Annotated in this window: 27 protein-coding genes; 1 reads left to right on the forward strand and 26 read right to left on the reverse strand. The window is 39.2% G+C overall.

All coding sequences use genetic code 11. The annotated features are described in order from the left end of the window. Position 1: 1 nt before the first annotated feature. Genes P9L98_01435 through P9L98_01445 form a run of 3 tightly spaced genes read right to left on the reverse strand, consistent with a single transcriptional unit; the run spans position 2 to position 1,885 of the window. Positions 2-1,159: an aminotransferase class I/II-fold pyridoxal phosphate-dependent enzyme gene (locus P9L98_01435; GenBank protein MDP8215968.1), complete on the reverse strand. Its 1,158-nt coding sequence runs from the start codon at positions 1,157-1,159 to the stop codon at positions 2-4. Then, positions 1,156-1,638, reverse strand: coding sequence for an Lrp/AsnC family transcriptional regulator (locus P9L98_01440; protein ID MDP8215969.1), 483 nt, complete (start codon positions 1,636-1,638; stop codon positions 1,156-1,158). The genes P9L98_01435 and P9L98_01440 overlap by 4 nt, the downstream gene beginning before the upstream one ends. After that, a complete protein-coding gene (locus P9L98_01445; protein MDP8215970.1) occupies positions 1,631-1,885 on the reverse strand; it encodes a lipoyl domain-containing protein in 255 nt (84 codons plus the stop codon). Before P9L98_01445 ends, P9L98_01440 begins: the two co-directional genes overlap by 8 nt. A 176-nt stretch (positions 1,886-2,061) precedes the next feature. Here P9L98_01445 and P9L98_01450 point away from each other — a divergent pair, with 176 nt between their 5' ends. Beyond that, positions 2,062-3,594 carry a radical SAM protein gene (locus P9L98_01450; protein MDP8215971.1) on the forward strand — a complete coding sequence of 511 codons (1,533 nt, stop codon included), beginning with the start codon at positions 2,062-2,064 and terminating at the stop codon, positions 3,592-3,594. A 23-nt stretch (positions 3,595-3,617) separates the two neighbouring features. Here P9L98_01450 and P9L98_01455 read toward each other — a convergent pair whose 3' ends face one another. Genes P9L98_01455 through P9L98_01565 form a run of 23 tightly spaced genes read right to left on the reverse strand, consistent with a single transcriptional unit; the run spans position 3,618 to position 25,757 of the window. Next, positions 3,618-6,023, reverse strand: coding sequence for a homocysteine S-methyltransferase family protein (locus tag P9L98_01455; GenBank protein MDP8215972.1), 2,406 nt, complete (start codon positions 6,021-6,023; stop codon positions 3,618-3,620). Positions 6,024-6,029: 6 nt separating this feature from the next. Continuing rightward, on the reverse strand, positions 6,030-6,650 hold the full coding sequence (locus tag P9L98_01460) for a hypothetical protein (GenBank protein ID MDP8215973.1): 621 nt from the start codon (positions 6,648-6,650) through the stop codon (positions 6,030-6,032). A 48-nt stretch (positions 6,651-6,698) separates the two neighbouring features. Then, positions 6,699-7,340: an NAD(P)H-hydrate epimerase gene (locus P9L98_01465; GenBank protein ID MDP8215974.1), complete on the reverse strand. Its 642-nt coding sequence runs from the start codon at positions 7,338-7,340 to the stop codon at positions 6,699-6,701. Next, a complete protein-coding gene (locus tag P9L98_01470) occupies positions 7,337-8,314 on the reverse strand; it encodes an FAD:protein FMN transferase (protein MDP8215975.1) in 978 nt (325 codons plus the stop codon). Before P9L98_01470 ends, P9L98_01465 begins: the two co-directional genes overlap by 4 nt. Before the next feature lie 45 nt (positions 8,315-8,359). Beyond that, positions 8,360-9,448: an AAA family ATPase gene (locus P9L98_01475; GenBank protein ID MDP8215976.1), complete on the reverse strand. Its 1,089-nt coding sequence runs from the start codon at positions 9,446-9,448 to the stop codon at positions 8,360-8,362. Between the two features lie 31 nt (positions 9,449-9,479). Beyond that, positions 9,480-9,920 (reverse strand): preQ(1) synthase, encoded by a 441-nt coding sequence (queF, locus tag P9L98_01480; protein ID MDP8215977.1) that lies wholly within the window; start codon positions 9,918-9,920, stop codon positions 9,480-9,482. A 16-nt stretch (positions 9,921-9,936) separates the two neighbouring features. Beyond that, positions 9,937-10,740 carry a GGDEF domain-containing protein gene (locus P9L98_01485; GenBank protein ID MDP8215978.1) on the reverse strand — a complete coding sequence of 268 codons (804 nt, stop codon included), beginning with the start codon at positions 10,738-10,740 and terminating at the stop codon, positions 9,937-9,939. Between the two features lie 2 nt (positions 10,741-10,742). Continuing rightward, positions 10,743-10,943, reverse strand: coding sequence for a hypothetical protein (locus tag P9L98_01490; GenBank protein ID MDP8215979.1), 201 nt, complete (start codon positions 10,941-10,943; stop codon positions 10,743-10,745). A 1-nt stretch (position 10,944) separates the two neighbouring features. Next, the gene (tatC, locus tag P9L98_01495; protein ID MDP8215980.1) at positions 10,945-11,637 is read right to left on the reverse strand and encodes a twin-arginine translocase subunit TatC; all 693 of its coding nucleotides are present in this window, start codon (positions 11,635-11,637) and stop codon (positions 10,945-10,947) included. A 10-nt stretch (positions 11,638-11,647) separates the two neighbouring features. Further along, positions 11,648-11,830 carry a twin-arginine translocase TatA/TatE family subunit gene (gene tatA / locus P9L98_01500; protein ID MDP8215981.1) on the reverse strand — a complete coding sequence of 61 codons (183 nt, stop codon included), beginning with the start codon at positions 11,828-11,830 and terminating at the stop codon, positions 11,648-11,650. A gap of 10 nt (positions 11,831-11,840) precedes the next feature. Then, positions 11,841-13,268, reverse strand: a complete 1,428-nt coding sequence (locus tag P9L98_01505) for a ComEC/Rec2 family competence protein (protein ID MDP8215982.1) — start codon at positions 13,266-13,268, stop codon at positions 11,841-11,843. Position 13,269: 1 nt separating this feature from the next. Continuing rightward, the gene (locus P9L98_01510) at positions 13,270-13,605 is read right to left on the reverse strand and encodes a helix-hairpin-helix domain-containing protein (protein ID MDP8215983.1); all 336 of its coding nucleotides are present in this window, start codon (positions 13,603-13,605) and stop codon (positions 13,270-13,272) included. Beyond that, positions 13,602-16,058 (reverse strand): leucine--tRNA ligase, encoded by a 2,457-nt coding sequence (leuS, locus tag P9L98_01515; protein MDP8215984.1) that lies wholly within the window; start codon positions 16,056-16,058, stop codon positions 13,602-13,604. The genes P9L98_01510 and leuS overlap by 4 nt, the downstream gene beginning before the upstream one ends. A gap of 55 nt (positions 16,059-16,113) precedes the next feature. Beyond that, the gene (locus tag P9L98_01520; GenBank protein ID MDP8215985.1) at positions 16,114-16,953 is read right to left on the reverse strand and encodes a deoxyribonuclease IV; all 840 of its coding nucleotides are present in this window, start codon (positions 16,951-16,953) and stop codon (positions 16,114-16,116) included. A 9-nt stretch (positions 16,954-16,962) separates the two neighbouring features. Further along, positions 16,963-17,535 (reverse strand): hypothetical protein, encoded by a 573-nt coding sequence (locus P9L98_01525; protein MDP8215986.1) that lies wholly within the window; start codon positions 17,533-17,535, stop codon positions 16,963-16,965. 51 nt (positions 17,536-17,586) lie between these two features. Next, a complete protein-coding gene (locus P9L98_01530; GenBank protein ID MDP8215987.1) occupies positions 17,587-19,383 on the reverse strand; it encodes an ABC transporter ATP-binding protein in 1,797 nt (598 codons plus the stop codon). 19 nt (positions 19,384-19,402) lie between these two features. Continuing rightward, the gene (gene hflX / locus P9L98_01535; GenBank protein ID MDP8215988.1) at positions 19,403-20,644 is read right to left on the reverse strand and encodes a GTPase HflX; all 1,242 of its coding nucleotides are present in this window, start codon (positions 20,642-20,644) and stop codon (positions 19,403-19,405) included. Next, a complete protein-coding gene (gene miaA / locus P9L98_01540; GenBank protein MDP8215989.1) occupies positions 20,641-21,567 on the reverse strand; it encodes a tRNA (adenosine(37)-N6)-dimethylallyltransferase MiaA in 927 nt (308 codons plus the stop codon). The genes hflX and miaA overlap by 4 nt, the downstream gene beginning before the upstream one ends. Before the next feature lie 35 nt (positions 21,568-21,602). Then, positions 21,603-22,364 (reverse strand): tetratricopeptide repeat protein, encoded by a 762-nt coding sequence (locus tag P9L98_01545; protein ID MDP8215990.1) that lies wholly within the window; start codon positions 22,362-22,364, stop codon positions 21,603-21,605. Continuing rightward, positions 22,357-23,604: a tRNA (N6-isopentenyl adenosine(37)-C2)-methylthiotransferase MiaB gene (gene miaB, locus P9L98_01550; GenBank protein ID MDP8215991.1), complete on the reverse strand. Its 1,248-nt coding sequence runs from the start codon at positions 23,602-23,604 to the stop codon at positions 22,357-22,359. Before miaB ends, P9L98_01545 begins: the two co-directional genes overlap by 8 nt. Continuing rightward, positions 23,601-25,238, reverse strand: coding sequence for a recombinase family protein (locus tag P9L98_01555; protein MDP8215992.1), 1,638 nt, complete (start codon positions 25,236-25,238; stop codon positions 23,601-23,603). Before P9L98_01555 ends, miaB begins: the two co-directional genes overlap by 4 nt. A gap of 2 nt (positions 25,239-25,240) precedes the next feature. Further along, on the reverse strand, positions 25,241-25,420 hold the full coding sequence (locus P9L98_01560; GenBank protein MDP8215993.1) for a MerR family transcriptional regulator: 180 nt from the start codon (positions 25,418-25,420) through the stop codon (positions 25,241-25,243). Between the two features lie 22 nt (positions 25,421-25,442). Continuing rightward, complete coding sequence (locus P9L98_01565) at positions 25,443-25,757, reverse strand: hypothetical protein (protein MDP8215994.1); 315 nt, start codon at positions 25,755-25,757, stop codon at positions 25,443-25,445. Between the last annotated feature and the right edge of the window lie 3 nt (positions 25,758-25,760).

Consider the following 25,760-nt stretch of genomic DNA (forward strand, 5'->3'; position numbering starts at 1 on the left):
TCTACTCCTCAAGAAACTGTTCAATCCTGTCTAAAGCCTCTTTAAGTTTATCGAATTCAGCGGTATAGCATATTCTTATGTAATGCCCGTTATTCTCCGGTCTTCCAAAAGCAACCCCGGGAACAACCGCAACATTCTTCTCTTTAAGAAGTCTGTAAGAAAGCTTTTTGCCGTCAAACTTTTCGTTTCCAAGAGAAGCGAATATATAGAAAGCGCCATCCGGATGAGGAAAGCTGAATCCAAGCTCAATCAACCTCTCCATGACATAATTTCTTCTTCTTAAGTACTCTCTCTTCATATCTCTTAAGGCATTATCTCCTTTTAAGAGAGCCTCAGAAGCCGCCATCTGAGAGATTATAGGAGCACAGAGCATGGTATATTGATGTATTTTGGCCATGGCTGCGATTACCTCAGGAGGGCCGCAAGCATAACCTATACGCCAACCTGTCATAGCATAGGCTTTGGAGAAACCGTTTATATATACGGTTCTACCTTTCATTCCAGGAAGAGTAGAGAAAGGGGTATGCTTAAAATCATATGTTAGATCTCCGTAGATCTCATCAGATAAGACTACCAAATCATGCTTTTTAACTATCAGGGCAAGCTCTTTTAGTTCTGACCTCCTGTAGCTCACCCCAGTAGGATTAGAAGGATAATTTAAGACCAACAATTTTGTCTTTTTGGTAATAGAGTCCTCTAATAGCTGAGGTGTTATCTTAAAACCATTATCGGTTGTATTTATATACTTAGGTTTTGCTCCGACAAGTTTTGCAACCTGCAAATAAGAGACATAGCAGGGCTCAGGAATAAGAACCTCATCCCCCGGATTGATCAGAGCTCTTAAGGCCAGATCATACCCTTCGGATGTTCCCACAGTTATCAAAATCTCATCTTTATGGTTATAGATAAGCTTATATCTCTTTTTAAGATGATTTGAGATATCAAACCTTAAAGATTCTATTCCCTGATTTGAAGTATAGGAGGTATATCCTTTCTCAAGAGCGTAGATACCTGCCTCCGATATGTTCCACGGCGTTACGAAATCAGGCTCGCCTATTCCTAAAGATATTATATCCTCCATTCCAAGAACAAGGTCAAAAAACTCCCTTATCCCCGAAGGTGGAATAGACTTTGCCTTTTTAGATATATCTATATTCATAAAGTAATATTCTTTCTGTGGTTACCGCTCTTAGACTCAAATATTACCCCTTCTTCTTTATACTTCTTAAGGAAAAAATGGGTAACGGTCCCCCTCACCCCTTCCAGTGGAGCAAGTTTCTCGGCAATAAACTGAGATACCTTATGGATATCCTCACCCTCAAGTATCAAAAGAAGCTCATAAGTGCCGGAGACAAGATAACAGGTCTTGACTTCAGGAAACCTGTAGACCCTCTCTGCGATATAATCAAAACCCAGATTTCTCTTGGGAGTCACTTTAACCTCAACAATAGCCCTTACAGGTTTAGCACCCTTTACTCTATCCTCATTTACTATAGCCTTATAGCCAAGTATCACCTTATCTCTTTCCAGTTTTTTAATATCACTCTTAACCGAAGAGGGTTTACGCTTAAGCAGCTTTGCAATATCCTCCGAGGACAACTTGGCATTCTTCTTAAGTAAGTTTAAAATTTCATTCATCTTTCACCTCACTTTTTTCTAAAACGGCTATCAGATCGCCCGGCTTAACCACGCTGCCTTCAGGATATTTTAACGTAATAAGCCTGCCTGAGGAAGGTGCTGTAATATTAAAAGTGGTCTTCTCTGTCGCAAGTTCAAGGATATCTTCTCCTCTAGCCACCATATCTCCTTCCTGATAATGCCAGAATATAACTGTAAAACTATCTACATCTTCAGTTTTAGGAACCTTAATCTCAATATTTTCCATCCAGAACTCCTTTGATTTTAAAATTCCCGTTCATTATATCAATAGACTCAAGATTAATACAAGACAATTAGGTCCAAGGTAAAGAATATAGTTATATTTAGATTTATACAGTTGTTAACAATATTTATTCCTGATAAAATGAAGAAGCTGGGCCTATAATAATCGGCTATCTATTAATGCAAGCTTTATTAATCTCGCTACAAAAAGACCTTGATACAATCGGACTAAAATATCTCCACTACCATCTTCTGAATAATGGCTACGATTCCACTCTCCTCTATCTATCCTCATTTTACATTAAAAACGATGGGGGATTAAAAGAGATTAAAAGATTCGTCTTACAAACTAACCCGGATTTTATTGCTATTAGCTTGATGAGTCTCGAATATTTCAAGGCTTGCAATCTGACAGAATTTTTAAAAGGTTTTATTAGCTCGACACCGATTATATGGGGAGGAATACACCCTACTATATCTCCGGAAGATTGTTTAAATTACGCTGATTTTGTCTGTATAGGTGAAGGAGAGAGAACTATTCTCAATGTAGCAGAGAGTATAATTGAAAATAGAAATATAAAAGAGATTAATAATCTATGTTATAGGAATGCCGGCATCATAAGGAGAAATCCTCTCTACCCGCCAATCGCCGATTTAGATTCACTGCCCTTTTATCAACACCTACCCAAGAATGCTTTCATCTTAAGCGCTAAGAACATTATCCCGCTTGATAAAAAGTCATTTAAAAAACGTTCCAGGTATACAGGGAGAACTTACAGTATAATATCCAGCCGAGGATGTCCGCTCTGCTGCACCTACTGCTGTAATAGCTTCATCTCCAAGCTCTATGAAAGCAATGCTATAAGAAGGCGCGGTGTTGATAATATTGTCAAAGATATCTGCCAAACTGTGAATGAGAATCCGGAAATTGAGTATATAAATTTTCAGGACGATTGTTTTTTAGCGGCCCCAGAAGATTATTTCAGAGAATTCTGCATCCTTTATAAAAGAAGGGTAGATAAACCGTTTATTATCAGGTCTATTCCAATATATGTTAATAGAGAAAAAATCAGACTATTGAAAGAGGCTGGATTGAGCTGGGTAAGCCTGGGACTGCAAAGCGGCAGTGATCATACATGCAAAGAGATATACGGGCGAAAGTCTTTAAAGTCCGATTTTCTTAAAGCGGCTAAAATTATAAAAGATTTTAATATTGCTGCATTCTATGATGTTATAACAGATAATCCTTTCGAGAACATAACCGACAAACTAAAAACTATCGAGGTTTTAAGTGAAACCCCAAAACCTTTCTACCTCCAGCTCTTCTCTCTGGTTCTCTATCCTGGAACTGAATTATATTTAAAAGCAAAATCAGAACACTCTGATCTTACTGAAGATTATCTCAGAAAAGACTTTCTTATTCCTGATAAAAACATAATAAACAATTTTATCAAACTCACTCCTTGCATTAAAGGTAGCTGCATAATAAGACTTATCAGTATTTACAAATTAAAACCCGGCAGCATAAGATTTAAGATTCTTTTTTACCTAATATATATCTTCACCGCTCTTATATTAGAACCTATAAGTTATTTTAAGGTTATTAAGCTTTCCCAGAGGGGTTCTTATTTTAAGACAATCAAACTATTCCCGATATACTCTAAAGAAGGATTTATGAGATATTTAAATCGTTTTAAGACTAATGAAAATTAACTTCTGCAGCTCTATAGCAACCCTTATTTTGATAAAATCTTCTTCACAACTCTTACTGCTTCAACCGCATCTTTCGCATAGAAAGCTTTGAGGCTCCTTGCATAACCTTCTGTTACAACAGCACCTCCAAGCATAAACTTAACATTAAGCCTCTCTTTGCGAACCAATGTTACAACCCTCTCCATATTGACCATGGTGGTTGTCATCAAAGCAGATAGACCTACAATATCGGGTTTATATCTTCTTATCTCTCTCGCTATGCTTTCGGCAGAAATATCCTTACCCAGATCAATCACACCGAAACCGTGATTACTCATTATGAGCGCTACTATGTTCTTACCGATATCGTGAATATCCCCTTCAACGGTTGCAACCATAACCAAAGCTCTTCTCTCACTATTCTTCTTCTTAAGATAAGGCTCTAAGATAGAGAAAGCTTTTTTAACAACCTCAGCGCTGGATATCAACTGAGGCAGGAAACATTCTTTCCTGTTGAATCTTTCACCTACAATACCGATTGAAGGAATCATAATCTTATTCACAATATTTATAGCCGTTATATCTTTGGCCAAAGCAGATTTTATCAACTCGAGAATTATATCTCTATCTCCTTCAATAATAGCTCTGGATATTTTATCTTTGATAAGGTCGGCAGAATCTACTCTGACATTCATCGATTTAACAGGATGCTTTACGGTATTAGAACCGAAGAAACGCTTTATGAAATCTTTACCGCCTCTATCTTCAGCCAAGAGAAGCTTTTCGGCATATTTACTCTTACGACTACTCTTAATCTTATGAGAATCTAAAATAGCAAGGTTTAAACCTCTCTCTTCTGCTAAAGAGAGAAAGGTTTTGTTTATGATATCCCGCCTGGGAAGCCCAAACGATATATTGGATAGCCCTATGATAGTATTCATCTCTAACTTTTTACTTAGATATCCAATAGTCTTAAGCAGTTCAACCCCTGCCTCAGGTTCAGCTGAGACCGCTAAAGTAATGCCATCGACCACAACACTCTCTTTTTTAATTCCAAACTCTTTTACTTTTTTGACTAATCTGTCTATCGCCTCTCTTCTTTTCTGAAAAGACCTGGGGATACCGGCTGAGGTTAAAGGCAAGAGTATAAACATGGCTCCATACTTTTTAACAACGGGCAAGAGCTTCTTCAGCTTCTCACTCTCTCCGGATATAGAGTTAACCATAGCACGCCCCGGATAGAACCGCAAAGCTGCCTCAATTACATCCGGATCTGAAGAGTCGATTACAAGAGGAAGCTTTGAGCTAACCGCCAAAACTGATACCGCACTAAGCATAGCCTCTTTTTCATCAACACCTAAAACAGAGACATTTAAATCCAAGAGCTTTGCCCCTTTAAGTTCCTGTTCTCTGGCAAGCTCTCTTATGAGAGAATGGTTTCTATTTAAGATTGATTTCTGTAACTTCTTCTTACCGCTGGGATTTATCTTCTCTCCAACGGCTATCAAGGGGGAATCTTTATCAAAGACCAAACTGGAAGCTGCAGAACTTAAAGCGCTATATCGCCGCAACTTCTTAGAAGCCGGCTTTAAGCCCTTCATCTCTCTCTTTAAAGCCGCTATATGCTGAGGTGTCGTCCCGCAACACCCTCCTATGATGCTGACTCCGGATAAGATGAGATTCTTTCCAGCCTCTGCAAACCGGTCTTCCGGCATATTGAAGAGAGTCTTTCCGGCTATAACCTCAGGCATCCCGGCGTTGGGCTTTGCAATAAGAGGAACCCTGGCATAATCCTTCATCTTCAAGATAATACTCTTCATATCCTCAGGACCGCTGGAACAGTTGGCGCCTACAGCAGAAGCTCCTAAACTCTCTAAAGTAATAAGAGCACTTAGCGGGTCGGTCCCGTTTAATGTCCGGCCGGACTTCTCATAACTCATCGTAACAATGGTAAACTTATCACTGATCTCACGTACCGCTATCAATGCCGCCCGTGCCTCCTGAATATCCATCATCGTCTCTATTGCGAAGAGGTCAACCCCGGCTTCAATCAACCCTCTGACCTGTTCTTTAAAGATATCGACAGCTTGGTTAAAATCAAGTTCTCCAAACGGTTTAACAAATTTACCTGTAGAACTAATATCACCCGCAACAAGAGTTTCACCAGAACCGGCAGCATCTTTTGCGATAAGAGCAAGTTTCTTATTTAACTCTGAAATATTAATCTTTTTATCTCCAAGCTTTACTCGATTGGCTCCGAAAGTGGCACTATATATGACATCAGATCCTGCCTCTATATAGCTCCTGTGGAGCTTGCACAGAACATCTCTATTCTCCAGACACCAGAGTTCAGGCAAGACCCCTGATGGCATGCCCATCTCGTGCAAAGAGGTACCGCAGGCACCATCAAGGATAAGCACTCTTCTTTTTAATATATTCTCTATTTTCATATCAATCTAACCGATATCTTCTATAGCAGTAACCGCAGTGACCGACTTCTCCGGTATTAACTGGAAATAGTCATTGATCTCTATCTTGAGCCTACCGAGCTTCATCAAACGGTAAATCTCGTTCTGATATTCTATTTTAAAATCACCGTAGCCGCAAGAGATGCGTCTCAAAATAAGACGTCTCCTATCTCTTAAAAGCTCCCTGTCTAAGAATCTCTGTATCCATCTTAAAGATAGCTCTACCGATTCCGATGCCAAGGCATCTAAAACAACAGCCTTAGTCATATTCTCATCCTGAGCAATTTTAATCTCATCTATTATGCTCTCTCCGGTAGTTGCAGCCATAAAGAGAGCCTCCCGATAATTGTTTAAAAGAGAAGAGAGAAGCTCGCTCTTTATCCGAAGACCATTTTCAAATTCAACTACTGAGTTACTGTTTTTCTTAACCGGAAGCCTCAGATATGCCCCTTTAAGCTCCATCTTGAGTAGACCTTCCTGAATATAACCATCAAACTCTTCAATCTGACTAGAGACTATATCCATACCAGGCTTAAAGCCCAGTCTCTTATAAATAATCTCTCGCGGAAAATCTACGCTTATAGGGTCAAAATATTGTAACTTCTGCATAGTATCGTACCTATTATAAACAGTTTAGGTTAAAAATAATAGCCCCTCTTAAATACCAATACCTCTGGTGTAGACTTTTCCGCAATGGTGTTTTCCATCTAAAGAGACCATGCCTCTCTTAATCTCTTTAAAAGTAACCGTCCAGTCTGCTTTAACTGCTATAGTTCCTGCAGTTCCAGAGTCGGCATCCAGCCCTGAAGGAATATCTACAGAGAGAACCTCTATCTTAGACCTATTGATTAATTCAATCACACTCTTCTGAGGTTCCCTAATCTCTCCCTCAACACCTATTCCTATTAATGCATCTATTAAAATGTCGGATTTTGTAATCTCAGAACTTAAGCGTTTAATATCAGAGACTCTCTCTATGCCTCTCACTTTTAGCCCTAATCCCTCAAGAACTCTTAACTGCACCAATGTCTCATCTTTTATTCTGCTTATACTATCTACTAAAAACAGTTTCACTCTTACACCGTTAATATACAAATGCCTGGCTGCAACCAGACCATCTCCACCGTTATAACCTGCCCCGGAGACCACGACAACAGAACCTGGCCTCTTTAATTTTTTCAACAGAATCTCTGCAACACCCCTACCGGCATTCTCCATAAGAGCGATTCTCGGCACTCCCAGCTCATATATTGCGCGACTGTCAATCCGCTGCGCCTCTTTAAGTGATATTGCCTTCATAGAACCTCCACCTTATCGATTAACCCCGAAGATATCCAGATATCGTAACCCTCCTCTCCCTGCGATATGAATATAGCCTCAATATTATCCTGGCTCTCAACAGACTTCCTGCCTTTATCAAAACCCATCACAACTAGAGCTGTTGCCCAGCCATCTGCATCAATAGCTCTAGAGGCTACAACAGTAACGCTTAAAACATCTCCTTTTACGGGAAACCCGCTTCTAGGGTCTATTATGTGAGAAAACCGTTCACCTTTATAATCGAGAAACCTTTCGTAGTTTCCGGAGGTCGCAACAGCAAAATCCTTAATATCTATTCTCGCAATCACGCTCTCAGGTTTTTTGGGGTCCTGAACGCCTATCCTCCAGCCGTCTCCATCTAATCCAGTACCCAAGCAGTAAATGTCACCCCCTATCTCAACTATAGCATTTTTAACCCCGCCGGATCTAAGCAGATCCACAACGGAGTCTATCGCATAACCCTTGGCTATCCCCCCAAGATCGATGCTTACCTTATTATTCTTAAACCTTATTGCATTATTGACTGAGATATCAATATTCTCCCAGCCTAAACAGGATAAAACCTCCTGGACCTCCCTCTCTTTAGGCAAAAAGAGCTTACTCTCTTTAAAACCCCAAAGCTCCATTAAGGGTCCAACCGTAGGATCAAAACAACCCCCGGATTCACGGGCTATATTAATAGCATCCCTGACAACAGAGAACATCTCATCCGATACTTTTAAAAAACTCTCTCCCCCGTAATTATTCAGATAAGAGAGCTCGCTATCTTCACTATAGTCGCTGAACTTACCTTCTAACCTCTTGAGCTCCCGGGCAATATCATCAAAAAGATAGCTATATCTATTATCCTCGATCTTAATCATATAATAAGTAGACATAACAGAACCGCGCTGGAATAAGAGTTCGGCCCTAGCCGTTAAAGAGACAGCCAAGAAAGCTATATTGATGAACAATAATCTTCTGATAGAATATTTTAATAGTAAGCTTCTCAATTGAATTTATATGGAATTAAGGATCTTCTCTAGATTTACATACCGGCCGATAATCTCTTTAACCAACTTAATTTTATCATAGTCGGTTGGCCTCAACTTCACATTTAAATCGTATATAGCAGATGCAACAGTATAGGTATCGTCTTCTGAGGTAAGAAGCGGTATTCCCACCTTCTCTATCTTGTTCAAGATCTTCTTGCTCGGCAGAATGCCTCCGGTCAATAAGATTCCTGCGATGCTGTAGTTATTTGTATCTGGAATAGAACAATACCTAATCGCAGCGATAATTATATCCTCCCTGTCCCCCGGCGTTATTATCAGAGTATTTCTCTCTACATACCTAAATGCATCCTGAGACTCCATAGCTGCTATTATGACCTTCTCTACGGTATTTCCTTTTCTCTCTATAGAGGAGATAAAGTTGAGCTCCATCTCATCGGATATCTGTTCAATCGTAGGCGCAGAGAGTATTGGGTTATAAGGGATGGTACCTAACTCATCAACCCCCAATCTGTTCAAACCCTTACTTACCAGAGAGGAGATCTTCTCATACTTCTTCTTTAAAACTTTATTCACAACAGCACCGATAACATCTGCTCCCTCTTTGTCAAAGAGAGCTTTATTGAGGACGATCTCATCTATAGGCCTGCCTACTCCCCCAGACGATACTATCAAAACCTTTGCATCTAAGATTTTGGCAACCCGGGCATTGGAATGGTCAAAGACAGAACCCACCCCTGCATGGCCGGTACCCTCAATAATTACAAGATCAGAAGAATCTGCAATCCTTTCGTAAGACTCAACTATCTTAGATGTAATCTCAGCAGGGTAAGGATTTTCGATATATCTTTCGGTAAATCCTCTCTCAACCGCAATTGGATTAAGCAGCTTTAAAGGAAACGTAAACTTAAATACCTTCTCTATCAAAACAGAGTCTTCATCCACCTGATAACCTTCTTCAAAAAGGTATCTCTGCCCTATCGGCTTTATAAATCCTATTCTTTTAAAGTGGTTCCTGAGGTTAAGAAGCAGCCCTAAGGCAATTGTAGTCTTACCCCCATTTTGATTTGTAGCAGCAATAAATATCTTCTTCATTGAGATCGAATATTAGAAAGAGAGAGCTCTATCAATCTTTTGAGTCTTTCTTTTTATAGCCTGCCGATGCTTTTGTCTCTATTCCGCCTCTAAGATTAAAGATAGCCTCTATTTTTAATTCAACAGGATCCAAAATTTTAACCAGATCCTCCATAATTTTGTTAACCGCATGCTCATGAAATATCTTGACCTGTCTGAACGACAAAAGATAGTACTTAAAAGACTTGAGCTCTATGCATAGTCTATCCGGTATATATTTCAAGCTTATTTTTGCAAAGTCCGGAAGGCCAGAAAAAGGACAGAGGCAGCTAAACTCATTCGTTGAATGCTCCATCTCTATTATGTTTTGAGGATACTCATAAGGAAAAGTCACCAGAATCAAAGGCTCTACTACAGAGATATCGAAAGTCTCACCTATCGCTTTGAGCGTTCTCTGCTCTATGCTGGAGGAGTCTCTGTTTTCATAAACCATATCGGTTAGACCTGAATCAGTTTTGAGGCTTAAAAGTGCGGTATTTACGGATTATGTTCTTATCTATCTTCATCTTACCTTCAGCCCCGCCCATAGGAATAAGGAGTGTAATAGTCTCAGTATCTCTCTCTACCAAGATCCCCTTTAAAGTATAGCCATTTTTAAAAATTACTTCGCAGGGATAGTCAGATACCACCTCACCCTGTTCTATATTTTTTGAAGCAATAAATCTCTTTATTCCCATCTTTAAAGGTTTGAAGATAATAATGCTGGTCAGAGCAAGCAATATTCCCCAAAAGAGAATTCTCTTCCCCCAGATAAGTATTCGATAGAGGCCTATCTTTGCAACATCCGTTATAACGCCTCTGGCCAGCTTTTTAGAACAATACATGGCCATATCGGCTTTATGGACAAGCGACTCTATATCCACAGCATCCTGAGGATAAGATGCAATCCCATAGCTGACACTGATTCTTAACAATTTTGTTCTGTATAGAAAAGGGCGCCTCTTTAAATTTCTATTACAGAGTCTGAATAGGATTGAAGCATACTTCTTATCCTGTTCAGGAAAGACCACAATAAACTCATCTCCTCCGTAACGGAAGAGCACACCTCTATCTTCAAATGTAAGTTTTATAGTCGAAGAGATATATCTTAGAACGCTATCTCCGAACATATGACCATATTTATCGTTTATAACCTTGAAATGGTTCAAATCTATAAGGCCTATCGTAAAACTCTTCTCTGATTCAGTAAGAGAATCAATATAGGGTTGAAACTCATCTCTGGTATAAAAACCTGTCAAAAGATCTTCTTTCATAATTAAAACCTCATAAAAAAGTTCATAAAGGGTGAGTTGCTCTCCCAGCTCTGAGAGATCTTCTTAACATGGTACCTCAAAAAGAGAACGCTTAAACCTATAAGAATAAGAAGAAAAGATACTATTAAAGATAGCAACTCAGGGTAGAGAGCTATAAGTATTCCAGCAAATATTAACAGTATCGCCAGCGTCATAAAAATCACCTTATCTCTTTGAACTATTATATACAGAAAATGAGGAAATTAAAATACTTAATTCAAAAAGCAATATCAAAGGCAGGGCAAGAATTACTTGAGTAAAAACATCCGGAGGCGTTAAGAGCGCAGCCAGAATAAAGCTGGCTAGATATATATATTTCCTGCCCCTCTTTAAGACCCCAGCTTCTACCAATCCGGATCTAACAGAGAAAAGAACGGCCAGCGGAATTATAGAAATAATACCGAAAGATAAGAGCAGCATAAAAAGAAAAGAGATGTAATTACTGACGGTTATCATTGCGCTTATATTGCCTGCTTCAAAATTAAGCAAGAAGTTAAGAAAACAGGGCAAAAATAACAGGTAACCAAGCACTATTCCCGAATAGAAAAAAAGAACTATAGAAAATATATAGAGAAAGGATGTTTTCAAACTACTCTCTCTAAGAGCCGGCTTTATATACAGGTAGAGTTGCGAGATAAAACAGGTGAAAGTCGCAAATGCCCCCAGAGAGAGAGCTATCTTTATTCTAACAATAAAAAGCTCTGCCGGATGAATATATATTAGCTTAGTTACCGGTTTTTGAATAAAGAGCAAAAGATCATCTACAAAAAGATAGCAGATAACTACAGAGAGAAAATAAAAGACGAGGATATATATCAACCTTCTTCTGAACTCTTCGAGATGATCAAAGACAGTCAAGCTTAACCTCTCAACTTATAGTATCATCCGAATCTTCTTCACTCTTATCGGAATCAATATGCTCAGACTCTTTTCTGAACTCCCTGAGAGTCTTGGCAAGAGCTCTTCCTATCTCAGGCAGCCTCTTGGCTCCAAAGAGAAGCAGCACGATCAAAAGGATTATAAGTATCTCGGTCATACCCATTCGAAACATCCCTCACCTCCTAAGATTTAGATAACTCTCTCTTCTCTTTGATTATATCACGAAAGGCTAAAATAGACAGAACAAAGATAAGATAGATAAAGATAACTCCTATTATGCTTATCCGAGGCATATCTAAAGATGCAAAAGGAAGAGCGGCCAGATTATCCAAAACCTTAAAGAGATAATAGAATATTGGAAAACCGCTCTGGGCCACAACCTGCGAGAGAGAAGGAATCAGAGGGTACAACATAAGCACAAAAAAAGCTGAGCTTATAAGGTAAGAGAATATAGTAATGAAAGCAGTATTTACAAAGAGTGCAATTAAGGAGATTCTGCTGAAGTAATACCAGATAAGAGGAAGGACAAATATATAGGCCCCGAAAGTAACCTTCAGATAACCAAGCAGCTTTCCTTTAAACCCCGGCCTCAATTGATCATTAAAAGCATGGAGTAGAGTAAAAATACCTGACATGGCAGCAAATGAGAGCTGAAAGCTAAGACCGAATAACGCCTGAGGCTGAAAGAGAAGCATTATAAAGGCAGCTGACATCAGGAGATTGAAAGGGTTTACCCTATAACCTCGAAACCAGAAATAGAGATATATTAAAGCCATAAGAGTAGCCCGCGTAACAGGAGGTCTGCATCCGCTTAAGAACATATAAGAGATAAGTATTACCGCCAAGAGAAGAATCTTAAGCCTTCCATAGATACCCAATAATCTAGTCAGAAAAGCAGAGAAGCATAACAATAATCCAACATGGAGGCCGCTTATTGCAAGGATATGCACAACGCCAATCTCTTGAAATATTTCACGCAACCCTTTGATGCTACTGCCTACTTCACCCGCTACTGTTGCTTTTACAAAAGGTGCATACTCTTTAGGATAAAGCTCATCTATTGCCGTTAACGTATACTTTTTAATCTTATAGATATACCTCTTGAATGAAAAATACTCTTTTAGCTTAACCACCTCATCCGTAAGAAGATAGCTATTGCCTCTGATACTTCTAAAGGCTCCGCTTAAGGATAGTAAGTCTCCAGGCTCTATTAAAGAACTGTAACTATAATAGACCGTTATAGGGATAGCAGCACTAACTTCCCTGCCGTCGATACTCTCTATAGATAGAGTAAATCTCAACCTCTCGTCTCTCTTTAGAGGGATGGACTTAACAACTCCCTCCACTCTAACCTCTTCCAAGTATTTTAAACCAGATAGAGAGTCTCTCTTTAACTCTTCTATCTCAATGCTGAGAGCTCCTAAGAGAATAAAGGCCGAAGATATAAGTAAGACAGAGACTCTTCTCCTGATAAAGAGAGACGAAACCAACAATGATAGAGCAGAAAGAATAAAGAGAGAATAAATATTTAAATTAAAAAATCGGGCAGCTGTAAGACCTGTGATATAACTTATTAAAACAAAAAACAGATTTAACGAAAAGGGAGGCATCTTACAGTTTAAGATATGGTTTCATCTTCTTTAACTTCTTATCTCCTATCCCTTTGACATTTTTCAACTCTTCAATGCTTCCGAATCCTCCATTATTATAGCGGTACTCTATTATTCTCTGAGCATAGCTCGGCCCTATGCCGGGAATATTAATAAGCTCGGCATATGAAGCAGCATTTAGATCCAGAGGAAAGATTATCTCTGATTTAGCTCTCTCTGAGATTAGATTATATTTAAACTCTTCAATACCTACAAAAGAGACAAAAAGATAGATTAGAAAAGAGAATGCTAAAAAAAATAAAAGATATTTTCCCTCTTTACTTAAGTTGATTTTCACACAATAATATTGATTATCTTTTTACCGACTACAATAAACTTTTTTATCTCTTTATTCGCCAAACGCTCTTTTAACTTATCATCTTTAAGTGTGGCCTCTTTAATCTCATCTTCTCCGGCATCATTTGAAATAGATATCTTAGCTCGCAGTTTACCGTTTACCTGAACAGGTATCTCTATGGTCTCCTGAACAAGTGCTGCCTCTTTATATTCAGGCCAGACAGCCTCTCTAATCAGCGGAGATTTCTCTCCCATCTCTTTCCATAACTCCTCGGTTATATGAGGCGCGAAAGGCGATAGCAAGATAATAAGTTTTTCAAGAACCTCAGCCAGAAGTTCTTTACTTATAGACCTGGCCGTGACATTCGACTGAGCCCGGTTTACCAGTTCCATAATAGAGCTTATTGCGGTATTAAATTTAAAACCGCCCTCCATATCCTCTGTTATCTTTTTGATTGTCAAATTCAATATTCTGTTAAGCTCTTTCTCTCTCTCTTTATTTAGATCAGAAGGACTATACTCGCCCAATCTCTGATATAGGCGCCAGAATCTGTTTAAGAATCTATACGCTCCCTCAACCCCCTTATCCGACCACTCAGCATCTTTCTCGGGCGGCCCAATAAAAAGAATATAAAGACGCATAGTATCCGCACCGTATTTTTCAATCAATCCGTCCGGAGCTACAACATTACCTTTGGACTTAGACATCTTGGCACCGTCTTTTACGATCATACCCTGAGTAAAGAGCCTCTTAAAAGGCTCCTTGAAACCAATAAAACTTAGATCAAACAATACCTTAGTAATAAACCTGGCATATATAAGATGCATTGTAGCATGCTCTATACCGCCTATATACTGATCGACCGGAAGCCAGTAGTTAACCAACTCAGTATCAAAAGCTTTCTTTTTATCCCGGGGGCTTATATAACGCAAAAAATACCAGGATGAGTCAACGAAAGTATCCATCGTATCAACCTCACGCCTCCCCTCTCTTCCGCACTTAGGACACTCTGTCTTAACAAAATCAGAACAGAGTTTTAAGGGCGACTCACCTGTAGGTTTAAACTCTACATCTTCAGGTAAGAGTACGGGCAAATCTTCCTCAGGTAGAGGCACTATCCCACATGAGTCACAATATACTATTGGAATAGCAGCTCCCCAGTAACGCTGCCGTGATATCAGCCAATCTCTTAACTTATATTGCACCTGCTGCCTTCCAACCCCTTTCTCCTCCATATATTCGGCAATCCTAACCTTTGCCTCATCTGAGGAAAGTCTGTTAAAATCAGAAGAGTTGACTAAAATCCCCTCATCTTCGTAAGCCTCATCCATCTCGTCTAATTTAAGACTACTTTGAGGGTTATCAACGACTATACGCATAGGAAGATCATATTTTTTTGCAAACTCAAAATCTCTCTGGTCGTGAGCCGGAACCGCCATAACAGAACCTGTGCCATATTCCATCAAAACATAATTAGCGCAGAATATAGGAATCTTCTCATTAGTCATAGGGTTTATTGCATATTTACCAATAGCTATTCCTTCCTTCTCTAAATCTCCAATATCTTTCGATCTCCTTGCAGTCTTTTTTACCCTCTCTATAAAATCAACAACGTCATCACCAGCTTCACCCCTTTTAATCCACTCCCCTATAAAGGGGTGTTCAGGAGCAAGCACTGCATAGGTCGCACCGAAGATGGTATCTACACGCGTCGTAAAACAGTTGAGCTTCTTATCTTCTCCGACTATAGGAAAATCTATCTCAACACCATCTGATTTACCGATCCAGTTTCTCTGCATTGTCTTAACTCTCTGCGGCCACTCCTCCAGTCCACCAAGATCGTCTAAGAGTCTCTCAACATAATCTGTGATCTTAAAAAACCATTGTTCCATCTCCCGCTTCTGAACCGGGGAATTACATCTTTCGCAGTTACCATCTAAGACCTGTTCATTTGCAAGCACAGTCTTACAAGAAGGGCAATAGTTAACAGCCGCTCTCTTTTTATAAGCCAGCCCTTTCTCGTAAAGCTTTAAGAATATCCATTGAGTCCACTTATAGTAATCAGGTTCGCAAGATGTAATCTCTCTCTCCCAATCATAACCTATGCCCCAGATTTTAAGCTGAGAGGTAATCCTCTCTATATTAGAGAGGGTCCACTCTTTAGGATGGATTTTATGTTTTATGGCCTGATTTTCAGCTGGAAGCCCGAACGCATCCCAGCCTATAGGTGCTAATACAGATAGACCCTGCATAGCCTTATATCGCCCAACAACATCACCTATTACATAGTTCCTGGCATGTCCTACGTGAAGTTCATTTGACGGGTAAGGAAACATAACCAGGCAATAATATTTTTCCTTACTCTTGCCTGCTGTATCTACATTGAATACTCTTTGATCCTGCCAATACTGCTGCCATCTCTCTTCAAACTTCTGAGGCTGATAATCCTCCATTAAATTCTCCCTTCTCTTGATGCCAGCGTATAGATTTCAGAGAAATCTGCAGGCATTACCTTCCTTTCTTTTTCAGATATTTTACCCTATTTAAGTTTTTGATGTCATCTTTTTCTTTATCCTTAGGTGTCTCAAGTATAATCGGCAGCTCCCTAAACTTAGGGTGATTGATAAAATTACTAATGCCTTTACTCTTAATAAAACCTTCGCCTATATGCGCGTGACGGTCTCTCTTAGAACAACAGGGAGCATTAGAATCATTTAGATGCAATAGCTTAACACTATCTATTCCGACCTTTCTATCAAACTCTTTTAAGAAATTATTCAGTTCTCTGCTATTACTTAAATTTACTCCTGAGGCAAAAAGATGGGCGCTATCAAGGCATATTCCAAGCTTCTTCTTATTTCCCCTTAAGATAGACTTAAAATCATCTATCTCCCAGCCCAGTTTACTGCCTTCCCCGGCTGTATTTTCAAGCAATATCAAAGGCTTAAAATCAAGCCTTTTAAAAATAGCAGCCAAAGATTTCCGCATAATATTTAAACCTTTCACCCTATCCGGATTTGAACCAAAATGTAAAACATAATATTCGGCAACTATCTGAGATGAAAGCCTGAGATCCTCTATTATTGCAGAGATTGATCTATCTCTTACTCTTCTATCTGAAGATGCAATATTTAAAAGGTAGCTTCCGTGTATAACTATCGGGACTATGCCGTACTCTTTACGCTTTTCGATGAACTCCTTAACCTCATTCGGATCCAATATCTTTTTAGCATAACCTCTGGGATTACGGATAAATATCTGCATCGCACCGGAGTCGAGACTTCTGGCTTGATCTAAAGCCTTAAGAAGACCTTTTGATATTGAGAGATGAACTCCTATGGTTAGCATTGGAAAGGGTTACTGATTTCTAGAGTAGGTTGCCTTTAAAACTTCCTGAGTTAAAATCATATCCAAAATCTTTCTTAAATCTCTTACATTCTGATACTTCTGTTCTAAGCCTAAAAAGATATTCTTCATCTTCGGAGGCCTTTTAGATAGATCCTTATATGCTATGGAAGATATCTTTATTCTTAAATCTTTAACTATATACCTATTCTGGTTCTTCTTTTTCGGAAATGTTCTCTTCTTCCTAATTTTAACTAAGTTTACACCCTCTTTTTTCTGTTTAACTATATATATCTTATCGATATCGATAAAAAACTTATTTATCTTAAAATCTCCTCTAATAAAAGATAGGGGTTCAAATTCAAATTCAGCCAGATCTATCTTTATAAATCTCTTCTCTCTGAAATCTTTAGGATTTAACAGCATCACCCCGCCTAAACGGATATAGCCTTTATGAATTTTGGAGTCGACATGCTCTATACTTATTCTGGCATTACTCTTAATGCGAACCGCTGCATTCAAAGCAGCCTTAACAAAAGTATTCTGAAAAAAGAATATTAAGATCCCAAGAATCAGAACAGCCAAAACCAACTTTTTGATGACCCAGGTTATCAGCCCCATAATTTAAAGAGGTAATCAAACATCCTGATATTGGTATTTATAATATTTACAATATAACCCGCCCTTCTGAATCAGCTCATCATGTTTTCCCTCTTCCGCTATCCGGCCATCCTCTATAACTATTATCCTATCAGCCCTTCTTGCAGTTGAGATACGGTGAGCTATCAAAAATACAGTCCTACCCTCTATCAGTCTCTGTATAGCCTCCTGAACCTTAAGCTCTGACGCTGCATCAAGCTGGGCTGTTGCTTCATCCATTATAAGAATAGGAGGGTCCCTCAGAATAGCCCTGGCTATTGCAAGCCGCTGCTTCTCACCGCCTGACAGCTTAGCACCGCGCTCACCTGCCGCTGCATCATACTTCCGGGGAATCTTTTGAATAAAACCATCTGCGTTTGCCACAACCGCAGCTTTTTTTATTTCGTCCAAACTTTTATTTTTAACACCGTAGGAGATATTGTTTGCGATTGTATCGTTAAATATAACAGGCTCTTGGGTAACCAGCCCGATATGCTTTCTAAGCGAATCTATTCCTACACCCTTTATGTCAACACCGTCTATTAAAACAGCTCCTTCACTTGGATCGTAGAACCTGAGCAGCAGGTTTACAAGGGTTGACTTACCGACACCGCTTGGTCCAACAAGACATACAACCTCGCCCATCTTAACCTTAAGATCTATACCCTTTAAAACCTCTCCTCCCCCTTCATAACTAAAGCGCACAGCTTTATATTCAACCCCTTCTTTTGGCATATCAAGAATTGAGGCATTTGGAACTTCGCAAATAGACGACTCCTGATTTAATAATTCAAATATTCTCTCTCCAGCTGCAAGCGCAACTTGGTTGAAATTATATACCTTGATAAGACGCTTTACCGGTTTCATCAGCGCTGCCATCCCTGCCAAAAACAACATGAATATACCAAAAGACATCTCCCCCGCTATAACCTCTCTTCCACCTACGATAAGAACCACAACACCTGCAAAAGCAGCTACAATCTCTGATGCCGGATTTATCACAAGGGTTCTACGCATCGTCTTAAGCATGAGCTTGTAGAAATCCTGGTTCAGCAGTTTAAACCTCAATATCTCTTTACCTTCCATGGAGAATGCTTTGACTATATTCATCGCGGTAAAAGTCTCCTGCATCCTGGAGTTTAGATCACCCATCTTAGCCTGAGCCTGCTTGGATATCTTACGCAATCTCTTACCAATCTTTATAAGCGGAAAGCCAACTATCGGCATAACAACAAGAACTATCAAAGCTAGTTTGAAATGTATAACCAGAACGATGCTTAAAAATAACAACAACTGAAAAGTATAATATATGCCTTCGGCCAAACCTTCGGTAAGAACGTGACGCATCACATAGACATCATATGTCATCCTGGATATTAAATCACCAACTCTACTTTTAGAGAAGAAATCCATAGACATATACTGAATCTTCTCAAATATCTTTGCCCTGATATCTCTTATAACCCTCTGTCCTGCAATCTCCATCAAAACAGACTGAAAATAAAAAGTGATACCTTTAAAGCATATAAGAACCAACAACGTCATAGCTAATACAGTAAGTAGTCTCATCTGCGGCATACTATTAGCTTTGGCTATCAACTGATTTATAAAATCGGGAATATTGTCCTGCGGTAAAACTATCGGTTTATCTGTTAAAACTTTATCAGCTAAAGGAGCAAGCATACTTAAAGATGCTCCGTCTGTTAAGGTAGAGATAATCATAAATATAACAGCGCATGCAATCACCCCTAAGTAAGGTTTGGCCATCTTTAAGATACTAAAATAGAGTTTCATAGTTTATGATTATAGCATATTATTTAGAGATTTCCCGATAAATCCTCTCTCTGACTGAGAGATTAACCCGGGCTCTTATATAGACTCCGCCTCTCTTTTTCTTTATACCGATTATACTATCCTTAGCGATAAGATCTAGTACCTTAAGCTTGTCATCAGGCACAAAGAGGTTTAAAAAAGATTCGTATAGTGAAAGCTCGCTCTCTATATTTTTAAGAAGCAGTCCTACTCCTTCACCGTTTAAAGCAGATATCGGAATAGAGCCGGGATACCTCAAACTTAGGCTTGCATTATCTATACTGGGCAGTTTATCTATTTTATTCAAAACTGTTAAAATATTCTTATCCTTAATACCGAGCTGATCTAAAACCTTATAAACAGATGCTCTTCTTTTAACAGCAAGCGGATTTGACAGATCGATTAGATGGAGAATCAAATCAGCCTCGGCTATCTCTTCAAACGTTGCTCTAAACGCATCAATCAGGTGATGCGGCAGATCGTTTAAGAAACCTACGGTATCTGAAAACACTACCCTGCTCTTACCTGAAAGAGTAGCAGCACGTGAGACAGGATCAAGCGTCGTAAACATACTATCGGATGAGATCTGCTTTGATTTCGTCAAAAGATTGAGAAGCGTAGTCTTACCTGCATTTGTATAGCCAATCAATACTATCGAAGAAACTTCATTTCTAGCTCTCCTTTTACGTAAAGAGAGGCGCCTCTTCTTTACCTCTTTTAACTCTCTGTTTAGATGTTCTATTCTTCTTCTTATCCTGCGCCTATCAACCTCAAGCTTCTTCTCACCCGGACCTCTGGTCCCAATACCAGCCCCTAAACGGGAGAGCATAATACCTTTACCGCGAAGGCGCGGCAAGAGATAACCAAGTTGAGCCAGTTCAACCTGAAGCTTACCTTCAGAGCTTCTGGCATGGCGTGAGAAGACATCCAATATAAGCTGGGTTCTGTCTATCGTCTTAACACCTGTCTCATCTTCTATATTTTGCTGTTGAGCTGCTGATAGATCCTGAGAAAAGATTATAACGTCAGAGCCCAGCTCTCTGGCACTGTAAGCTATGTTTCCAACCTTGCCCTGACCTATAAAATAATGCGGGCCTACTCTCTTTATGCTGCAAAAATCCTCACCCCCGATGCTGCAGCCTGTAGATAGAATAAGCTCTTTCATCTCTGCTGCTCTCTCTTTTGGAGTCCAGGAGCCTCTATCTCTCCGGTCAACATTTACTATATACGCACTCTCTTTCATCTCTTCCCTAAATTATTGAAAATAGATTCAGCAATGCCGGCTTTTGATTCAAAATTATAACCATAGAACCACTCTATACGATGATCTCTCTTTAACCAGGATAGCTGCCTCTTTGCAAGACGGCGGGTATTACGCTTGATAAGCCTTATAGCTTCTTCTAAACCATACTCTCCCTTAAGATATCTAATTATCTCCTTATAACCTACTCCCTGATAAGCTGTTAGGCTCATACTACCCATCAAAGACTCAGCCTCAGAGACCAAGCCTCCAGAGACCATATTATCGACTCTTTTGTCGATATTGGCATATATCTTTGACCTCTTATCAGATAATGCATAGATCTTTAAATCGTACTTTGATGAGATCCCCTCTCTCTCTGTTTTTAACTCTGATATCCTCTCTCCGGTTAAATAATATACCTCAAGAGCACGGACTATCCTTCTTAAATCATTCCGGTGAATCCTATCCGCTGCCTCAGGGTCAAGCTCTTTAAGTTCAGCATAGAGCTTCTCCAACCCCTCATCTTCCGACCTCTTCACGAGCCTGCCTCTCATCTCATTGCTACGGGAGGGCCCTTTAAAGATACCGTCTAAAAGCGCGTATAGATACATAATAGAACCGCCGACAAGGAGAGGGATATTACCTCTGGATACGATATGAGCTATAACCTCCGATGCTCTACTTACATACTCTGCAACGTCAAAATTCTGGCCATAATCAACTATATCTATCATATGGTGGGGAATTTTAGCCCGAATATCTCTACCGGGTTTCGATGTTCCAATATCCATACCTTTATAGATTGCCATAGAGTCAATAGAGACCAGCTCTGTTCTGCCAATCAACTTAAAAAGTTCTATTGAGACCTCTGTCTTTCCTACGCCGGTAGGACCTGTCAATACAATAACTAAATTTCTATCCATAGGTTTTAATGCTTTTTAAAGTAACGAAAGACTCATTAGGGGTAGATTATACCGCTATATCCTAAGGAGATAAGCTTCTTAAACTGAGATTCGACCTGGCTTCTGCTATCGAACTTACCCACGCGAACTCTATAGTAAAGCCTACCTTTATGGACTATCTTTTTAACATAGGTATTAAACTTTTTAAGAGCTGCTCTTTTTGAGAGATTATAAGCATTGTCGTAGTTCAAAAAAGAGCCTATCTGAATCGTAAAATAGAACTCATCCTCATTTAATATTCTACGGGCATAACTGCAAGAGAGAGAGCTGGGGTAACGCTTGATCAAAAGATTAAAGCTCTCTCTGGCCTCCTCCCAACGCCCCTGCTTTCTGAGGCACAAGCCATACTTATACATCGCATCGGATATTATCTCACTTCTGGGGAACCTCTCCATGAAGGTGTTGTAGAGAATATCAGCATCATCAAACTTACCGCTTAAAAAGAATGTGTCGGCCTGCCCCAAAAATGCATATTCGCTCCATTTTCCGCCAAACTTCGAAAGCTTACCACAATAAATCCTGGCATCTTCAAAACGGGAACGCTTAATTAAAAGCAGGGATTTAAGATAGAGATATTCAGGAGAGGACTCTCCGCTCTTAAGATACCTATCGACTATGCGCTCTGATATATTGTATCTCTCTTTAAGAAAATAGGCCCAGGCATCGTTAAAATCTTCGGCAGAAGAGAGAACGGTTAATAGATTAGACAATATGACAGCTGCAGAAAGAATACCGATTATTTTAAATCTCTTATTCAACTATCTCTCCAATTAAACTATTATCAACTATTTCGGCTATTTTAACATCTTTTATACTTCCAACCAAACCCTTTCCTTTTACTTTAATAGAATGGTTTTCAGAAGACTTGCCTATAGTATAGCCTCTTTTATCATCAGCCTCAAAAAGAACTTCACAAAATCTGCCTACTAAACCTCTTTTCTTTTTTAAAGCTATCTCTCCCTGGACCTGAAGCAAAATATTATTCCTATCTCTCTTATCCTGATCCGAAACAGTATCGACAAAACCAGAGGCCTTGGTTTCAGGCCGCGAAGAATACTTAAATATGAATGCAAAATCAAAGCCTATTCTCTTTAAAGCAGAGAGTGTCTTCTTGAAGTCTCTTCTCTCTTCACCCGGAAAACCAACAATGATATCCGTCGTAATTGCTCCTTGAGGATTAAATTTTCTATAGCATTTAACCAGATTGAGATAGTCGGAAAGAGTATAATTTCTATTCATAAGTTTTAAAATCTTATCGCTTCCAGATTGAAGAGGAAGATGTAAATGATTACATACGCTTTTTAAATCTCTCATCGCCTTGAAAAGATCGAAACCTGCATCTTTTGGATGCGAAGTCATAAAGCAGACTCTCTCGATTCCAGTCTTATCTATTTTCTCTAATAACCTTACAAAACCGCCATTCTTATAGGAGTTGACATTCTGCCCCAAAAGAGTTATCTCTTTATAACCTCTATCTTTTAAAGAACTGACTTCATTTACTATCTCCTCTGCAGGTATAGAGCGCTCTCTACCCCTTGTGTGGGGCACAATACAGTAACTACAGAAATTATCACAACCCTCCATAATAGAGACAAAAGCACTTAGAGATCTTTTCCTGTAGTCTCTCTCCTTGTAAAAGCACTTTAAGCCAACCTGCTTACCTACTGCTTTAATTCTCTCACCCTTTAAAACCCTATCTATATTTTCAATCAACTCATCCTCCTGAGAAGGCCCGAAGACCCCGTCAAGATGGCTATATCTCTTGAGAAGCTCTTCGCCGCAAACCTCTGCAGTACATCCGGTCAGAACAATCTTAAAATCCTTCTCTTTTTTAAGTTTTCTTAAGCTTCCTAAAAAAGATATCGCACGGTGCTCAGCATGATAGCGTACAGAGCAGGTATTTATGACAATAAGATTAGCATCCTCTGCTCTCTCTGTTAAAGACCATCCAGATGCAATAAGCTGGCCTAGCATCCATTCGGAATCCCGCTCATTCATCTGGCAGCCGAAAGTCCGCAAGTAGAGACGCTTTCCGGAATTATCGCAACCCTTTTGTTTTCCGTTAGTTGGCACTTTATATCCTCTCCTTTGTATAGCCCTTTAAAAGGCTGATAAAGCTCGAATTTCTTTATTCTCCTGTTCTCAACTGTTATGGATTTAAAGACCAGTCTTAACAGGCCTTTCTTTCCTGCAATATCCAATCCTGACTTTATTGCATCAAAATGGTCTATTACTGTCTGTAACAGCTTTCTGTATTCTTTGGATTTTTCCCGTTCAATAAGGCTGAATTCCAGTTTCTTTATCTTTAATTTCAGCTCCTTTTCTTCTTCCCTGAGCGGAAGAATCTGATTTTTAAAAGCTTCCATAGCCAGCAGGTTTTCTGAAAAAACTTTTCCAAGCCGCTCCTGCTTTGATAAATTTATGCTGAGTTTTGCTTTTATATCAGCTATTTTCTCTTTAACGTCTTCATCACAGGAAGACTCACTATCATTAATAATACCTCTTAACCTTGCCTCGTCAATATCTTCTGCAAAAATAGTTTCTATAATGGCGCAGACTACATTTTCAATATCATCTGCCCTGACATAGCCATTACTGCATTCGGTGTAATGCACAGACCTGCCGCAACATCTGTAATATCTTCTTTTTGTTTTTACTTTTCTGCCCTCTCTTGAAGCAACGCTTAAACAGCCCCGAAACTTATGACCGCATTCTGCACAGACAAGAATTCCGCTAAGAGGATACTCTTTGCTTCCTTTTCTGGAAGCTATCCCTTTTCTGTTTTGTTCAAGCTTTTTCTGGACAGCGTCAAAATCTTCCTGACAAATTATCGCTTCATGCTTGCCTTTTGATACTACTATTTTTGAAGCATCATTCTTCATATACCTGTTGCCTCTCAGCGTTTTCTTTGTTTTGTCATAATGATGCACGTTCCACACAAGCTTACCAAGATAAATCTGATTTTTAAGAATGTTGCCTACAAGTTTTGTCTGGAATCTGCCACCGCTTCTTGTTTTATACCTCTTATTATATAAATAACCTGCTATCTGCGGAGTGCTCTGGCCTGAAAGATACATAAGATACATCATTTTAACAATGTCAGCCTCTTCTGGCACGACTTCAAGAAGTTTCTTTTCCTTATTATAATGGTATCCATAAGGGGAGTATCTTGCACCCTGCCAGTTTCCACGCTCAACACCTTTTATCATTCCGGGAAAAACTCTCTCAATAATCCTGTCTCTTTCAAACTGGGCTACTGTGCCTAACATACTAAGAGCCATCTTTCCGGCAGCGCTGACAGTATCAAACGACTCTGTAGCTGACTTAAACCCTATGCCTTTATTATCAAGGTCTTCAACCAGATTAAGCATAAGGCGGTTATTTCTCGCAAACCTGTCAATCTTATAAACAAGCACCATATCAAACTTTTTAAGATTTACATCTCTTAGCAGTTTTTTTAAGGCAGGTCTTTCAAGAGTGTAGCCAGAATAGCCATCATCCACATAAACATTATAGACATCATAGCTCTCACGCTTGGCATAATTGACAAGAAACTCTCTCTGAACTTCAAGAGAAGTTCCTTCTCTTGCCTGATCTTCTGTTGAAACTCTTGTATAAACTGCTATTTTCATAATCACCTGAATGTATTGCGCCACTTTATTATTTTTTTAATATCAGAATCGGTAAAAACAGGGTAATTCCTGTAATCTCTTTTAGGCTCAACCCAGCCCTTTTTAATCCAGTAACGCACTGTCTGCTCATGGACACCGAGCTTTTGTGCGGCTTTGGGTACATTGTAGATTTGCTTATCCATGATAAGCTATTATAGGGTTTTGTTAGGTTTTGTCAAGCTGTTTCTTCCCTTTCACTTTCCTCTCAAGAAGTTCATTAAGATACATCATGTCTGCTTGCAAAACAATTTCAAGAACTGTCGAAAGCCTCAAAAATTCTTCACTATTTTCTTTTATAATAAAGGTGTTTTTCTTATTTGGCTTTCTTGCAATTCTCCATATCTTTTCTTTATCTATCCCATAGATATCCTTACTCTCAGCCCACTCATCAAAAACAGACAGCAGATCCCTGTCGGAAAACTTGTTAAAGTAATCCTTAAATGCCTTTGCCTGTATTTTGTAGAATTCTTTTTTCTTCATTTT

Origin of the sequence: Candidatus Kaelpia imicola (assembly GCA_030765505.1) — a bacterium.
Taxonomy (GTDB): Bacteria; Omnitrophota; Gorgyraeia; order Kaelpiales; family Kaelpiaceae; genus Kaelpia; species Kaelpia imicola.

Coding starts and splice junctions, on each gene's coding strand:
- P9L98_01435 (MDP8215968.1), bottom strand. CDS start 1,159: ATGAATATAGATATATCTAAAAAGGCAAAGTCTATTCCACCTTCGGGG.
- P9L98_01440 (MDP8215969.1), bottom strand. CDS start 1,638: ATGAATGAAATTTTAAACTTACTTAAGAAGAATGCCAAGTTGTCCTCG.
- P9L98_01445 (MDP8215970.1), bottom strand. CDS start 1,885: ATGGAAAATATTGAGATTAAGGTTCCTAAAACTGAAGATGTAGATAGT.
- P9L98_01450 (MDP8215971.1), top strand. CDS start 2,062: ATGCAAGCTTTATTAATCTCGCTACAAAAAGACCTTGATACAATCGGA.
- P9L98_01455 (MDP8215972.1), bottom strand. CDS start 6,023: ATGAAAATAGAGAATATATTAAAAAGAAGAGTGCTTATCCTTGATGGT.
- P9L98_01460 (MDP8215973.1), bottom strand. CDS start 6,650: ATGCAGAAGTTACAATATTTTGACCCTATAAGCGTAGATTTTCCGCGA.
- P9L98_01465 (MDP8215974.1), bottom strand. CDS start 7,340: ATGAAGGCAATATCACTTAAAGAGGCGCAGCGGATTGACAGTCGCGCA.
- P9L98_01475 (MDP8215976.1), bottom strand. CDS start 9,448: ATGAAGAAGATATTTATTGCTGCTACAAATCAAAATGGGGGTAAGACT.
- queF (MDP8215977.1), bottom strand. CDS start 9,920: ATGGTTTATGAAAACAGAGACTCCTCCAGCATAGAGCAGAGAACGCTC.
- P9L98_01485 (MDP8215978.1), bottom strand. CDS start 10,740: ATGAAAGAAGATCTTTTGACAGGTTTTTATACCAGAGATGAGTTTCAA.
- tatA (MDP8215981.1), bottom strand. CDS start 11,830: ATGTTTCGAATGGGTATGACCGAGATACTTATAATCCTTTTGATCGTG.
- P9L98_01505 (MDP8215982.1), bottom strand. CDS start 13,268: ATGCCTCCCTTTTCGTTAAATCTGTTTTTTGTTTTAATAAGTTATATC.
- leuS (MDP8215984.1), bottom strand. CDS start 16,058: ATGGAGGATTATCAGCCTCAGAAGTTTGAAGAGAGATGGCAGCAGTAT.
- P9L98_01520 (MDP8215985.1), bottom strand. CDS start 16,953: ATGCTAACCATAGGAGTTCATCTCTCAATATCAAAAGGTCTTCTTAAG.
- P9L98_01530 (MDP8215987.1), bottom strand. CDS start 19,383: ATGAAACTCTATTTTAGTATCTTAAAGATGGCCAAACCTTACTTAGGG.
- hflX (MDP8215988.1), bottom strand. CDS start 20,644: ATGAAAGAGAGTGCGTATATAGTAAATGTTGACCGGAGAGATAGAGGC.
- miaA (MDP8215989.1), bottom strand. CDS start 21,567: ATGGATAGAAATTTAGTTATTGTATTGACAGGTCCTACCGGCGTAGGA.
- miaB (MDP8215991.1), bottom strand. CDS start 23,604: ATGAATGAGCGGGATTCCGAATGGATGCTAGGCCAGCTTATTGCATCT.
- P9L98_01555 (MDP8215992.1), bottom strand. CDS start 25,238: ATGAAAATAGCAGTTTATACAAGAGTTTCAACAGAAGATCAGGCAAGA.
- P9L98_01560 (MDP8215993.1), bottom strand. CDS start 25,420: ATGGATAAGCAAATCTACAATGTACCCAAAGCCGCACAAAAGCTCGGT.
- P9L98_01565 (MDP8215994.1), bottom strand. CDS start 25,757: ATGAAGAAAAAAGAATTCTACAAAATACAGGCAAAGGCATTTAAGGAT.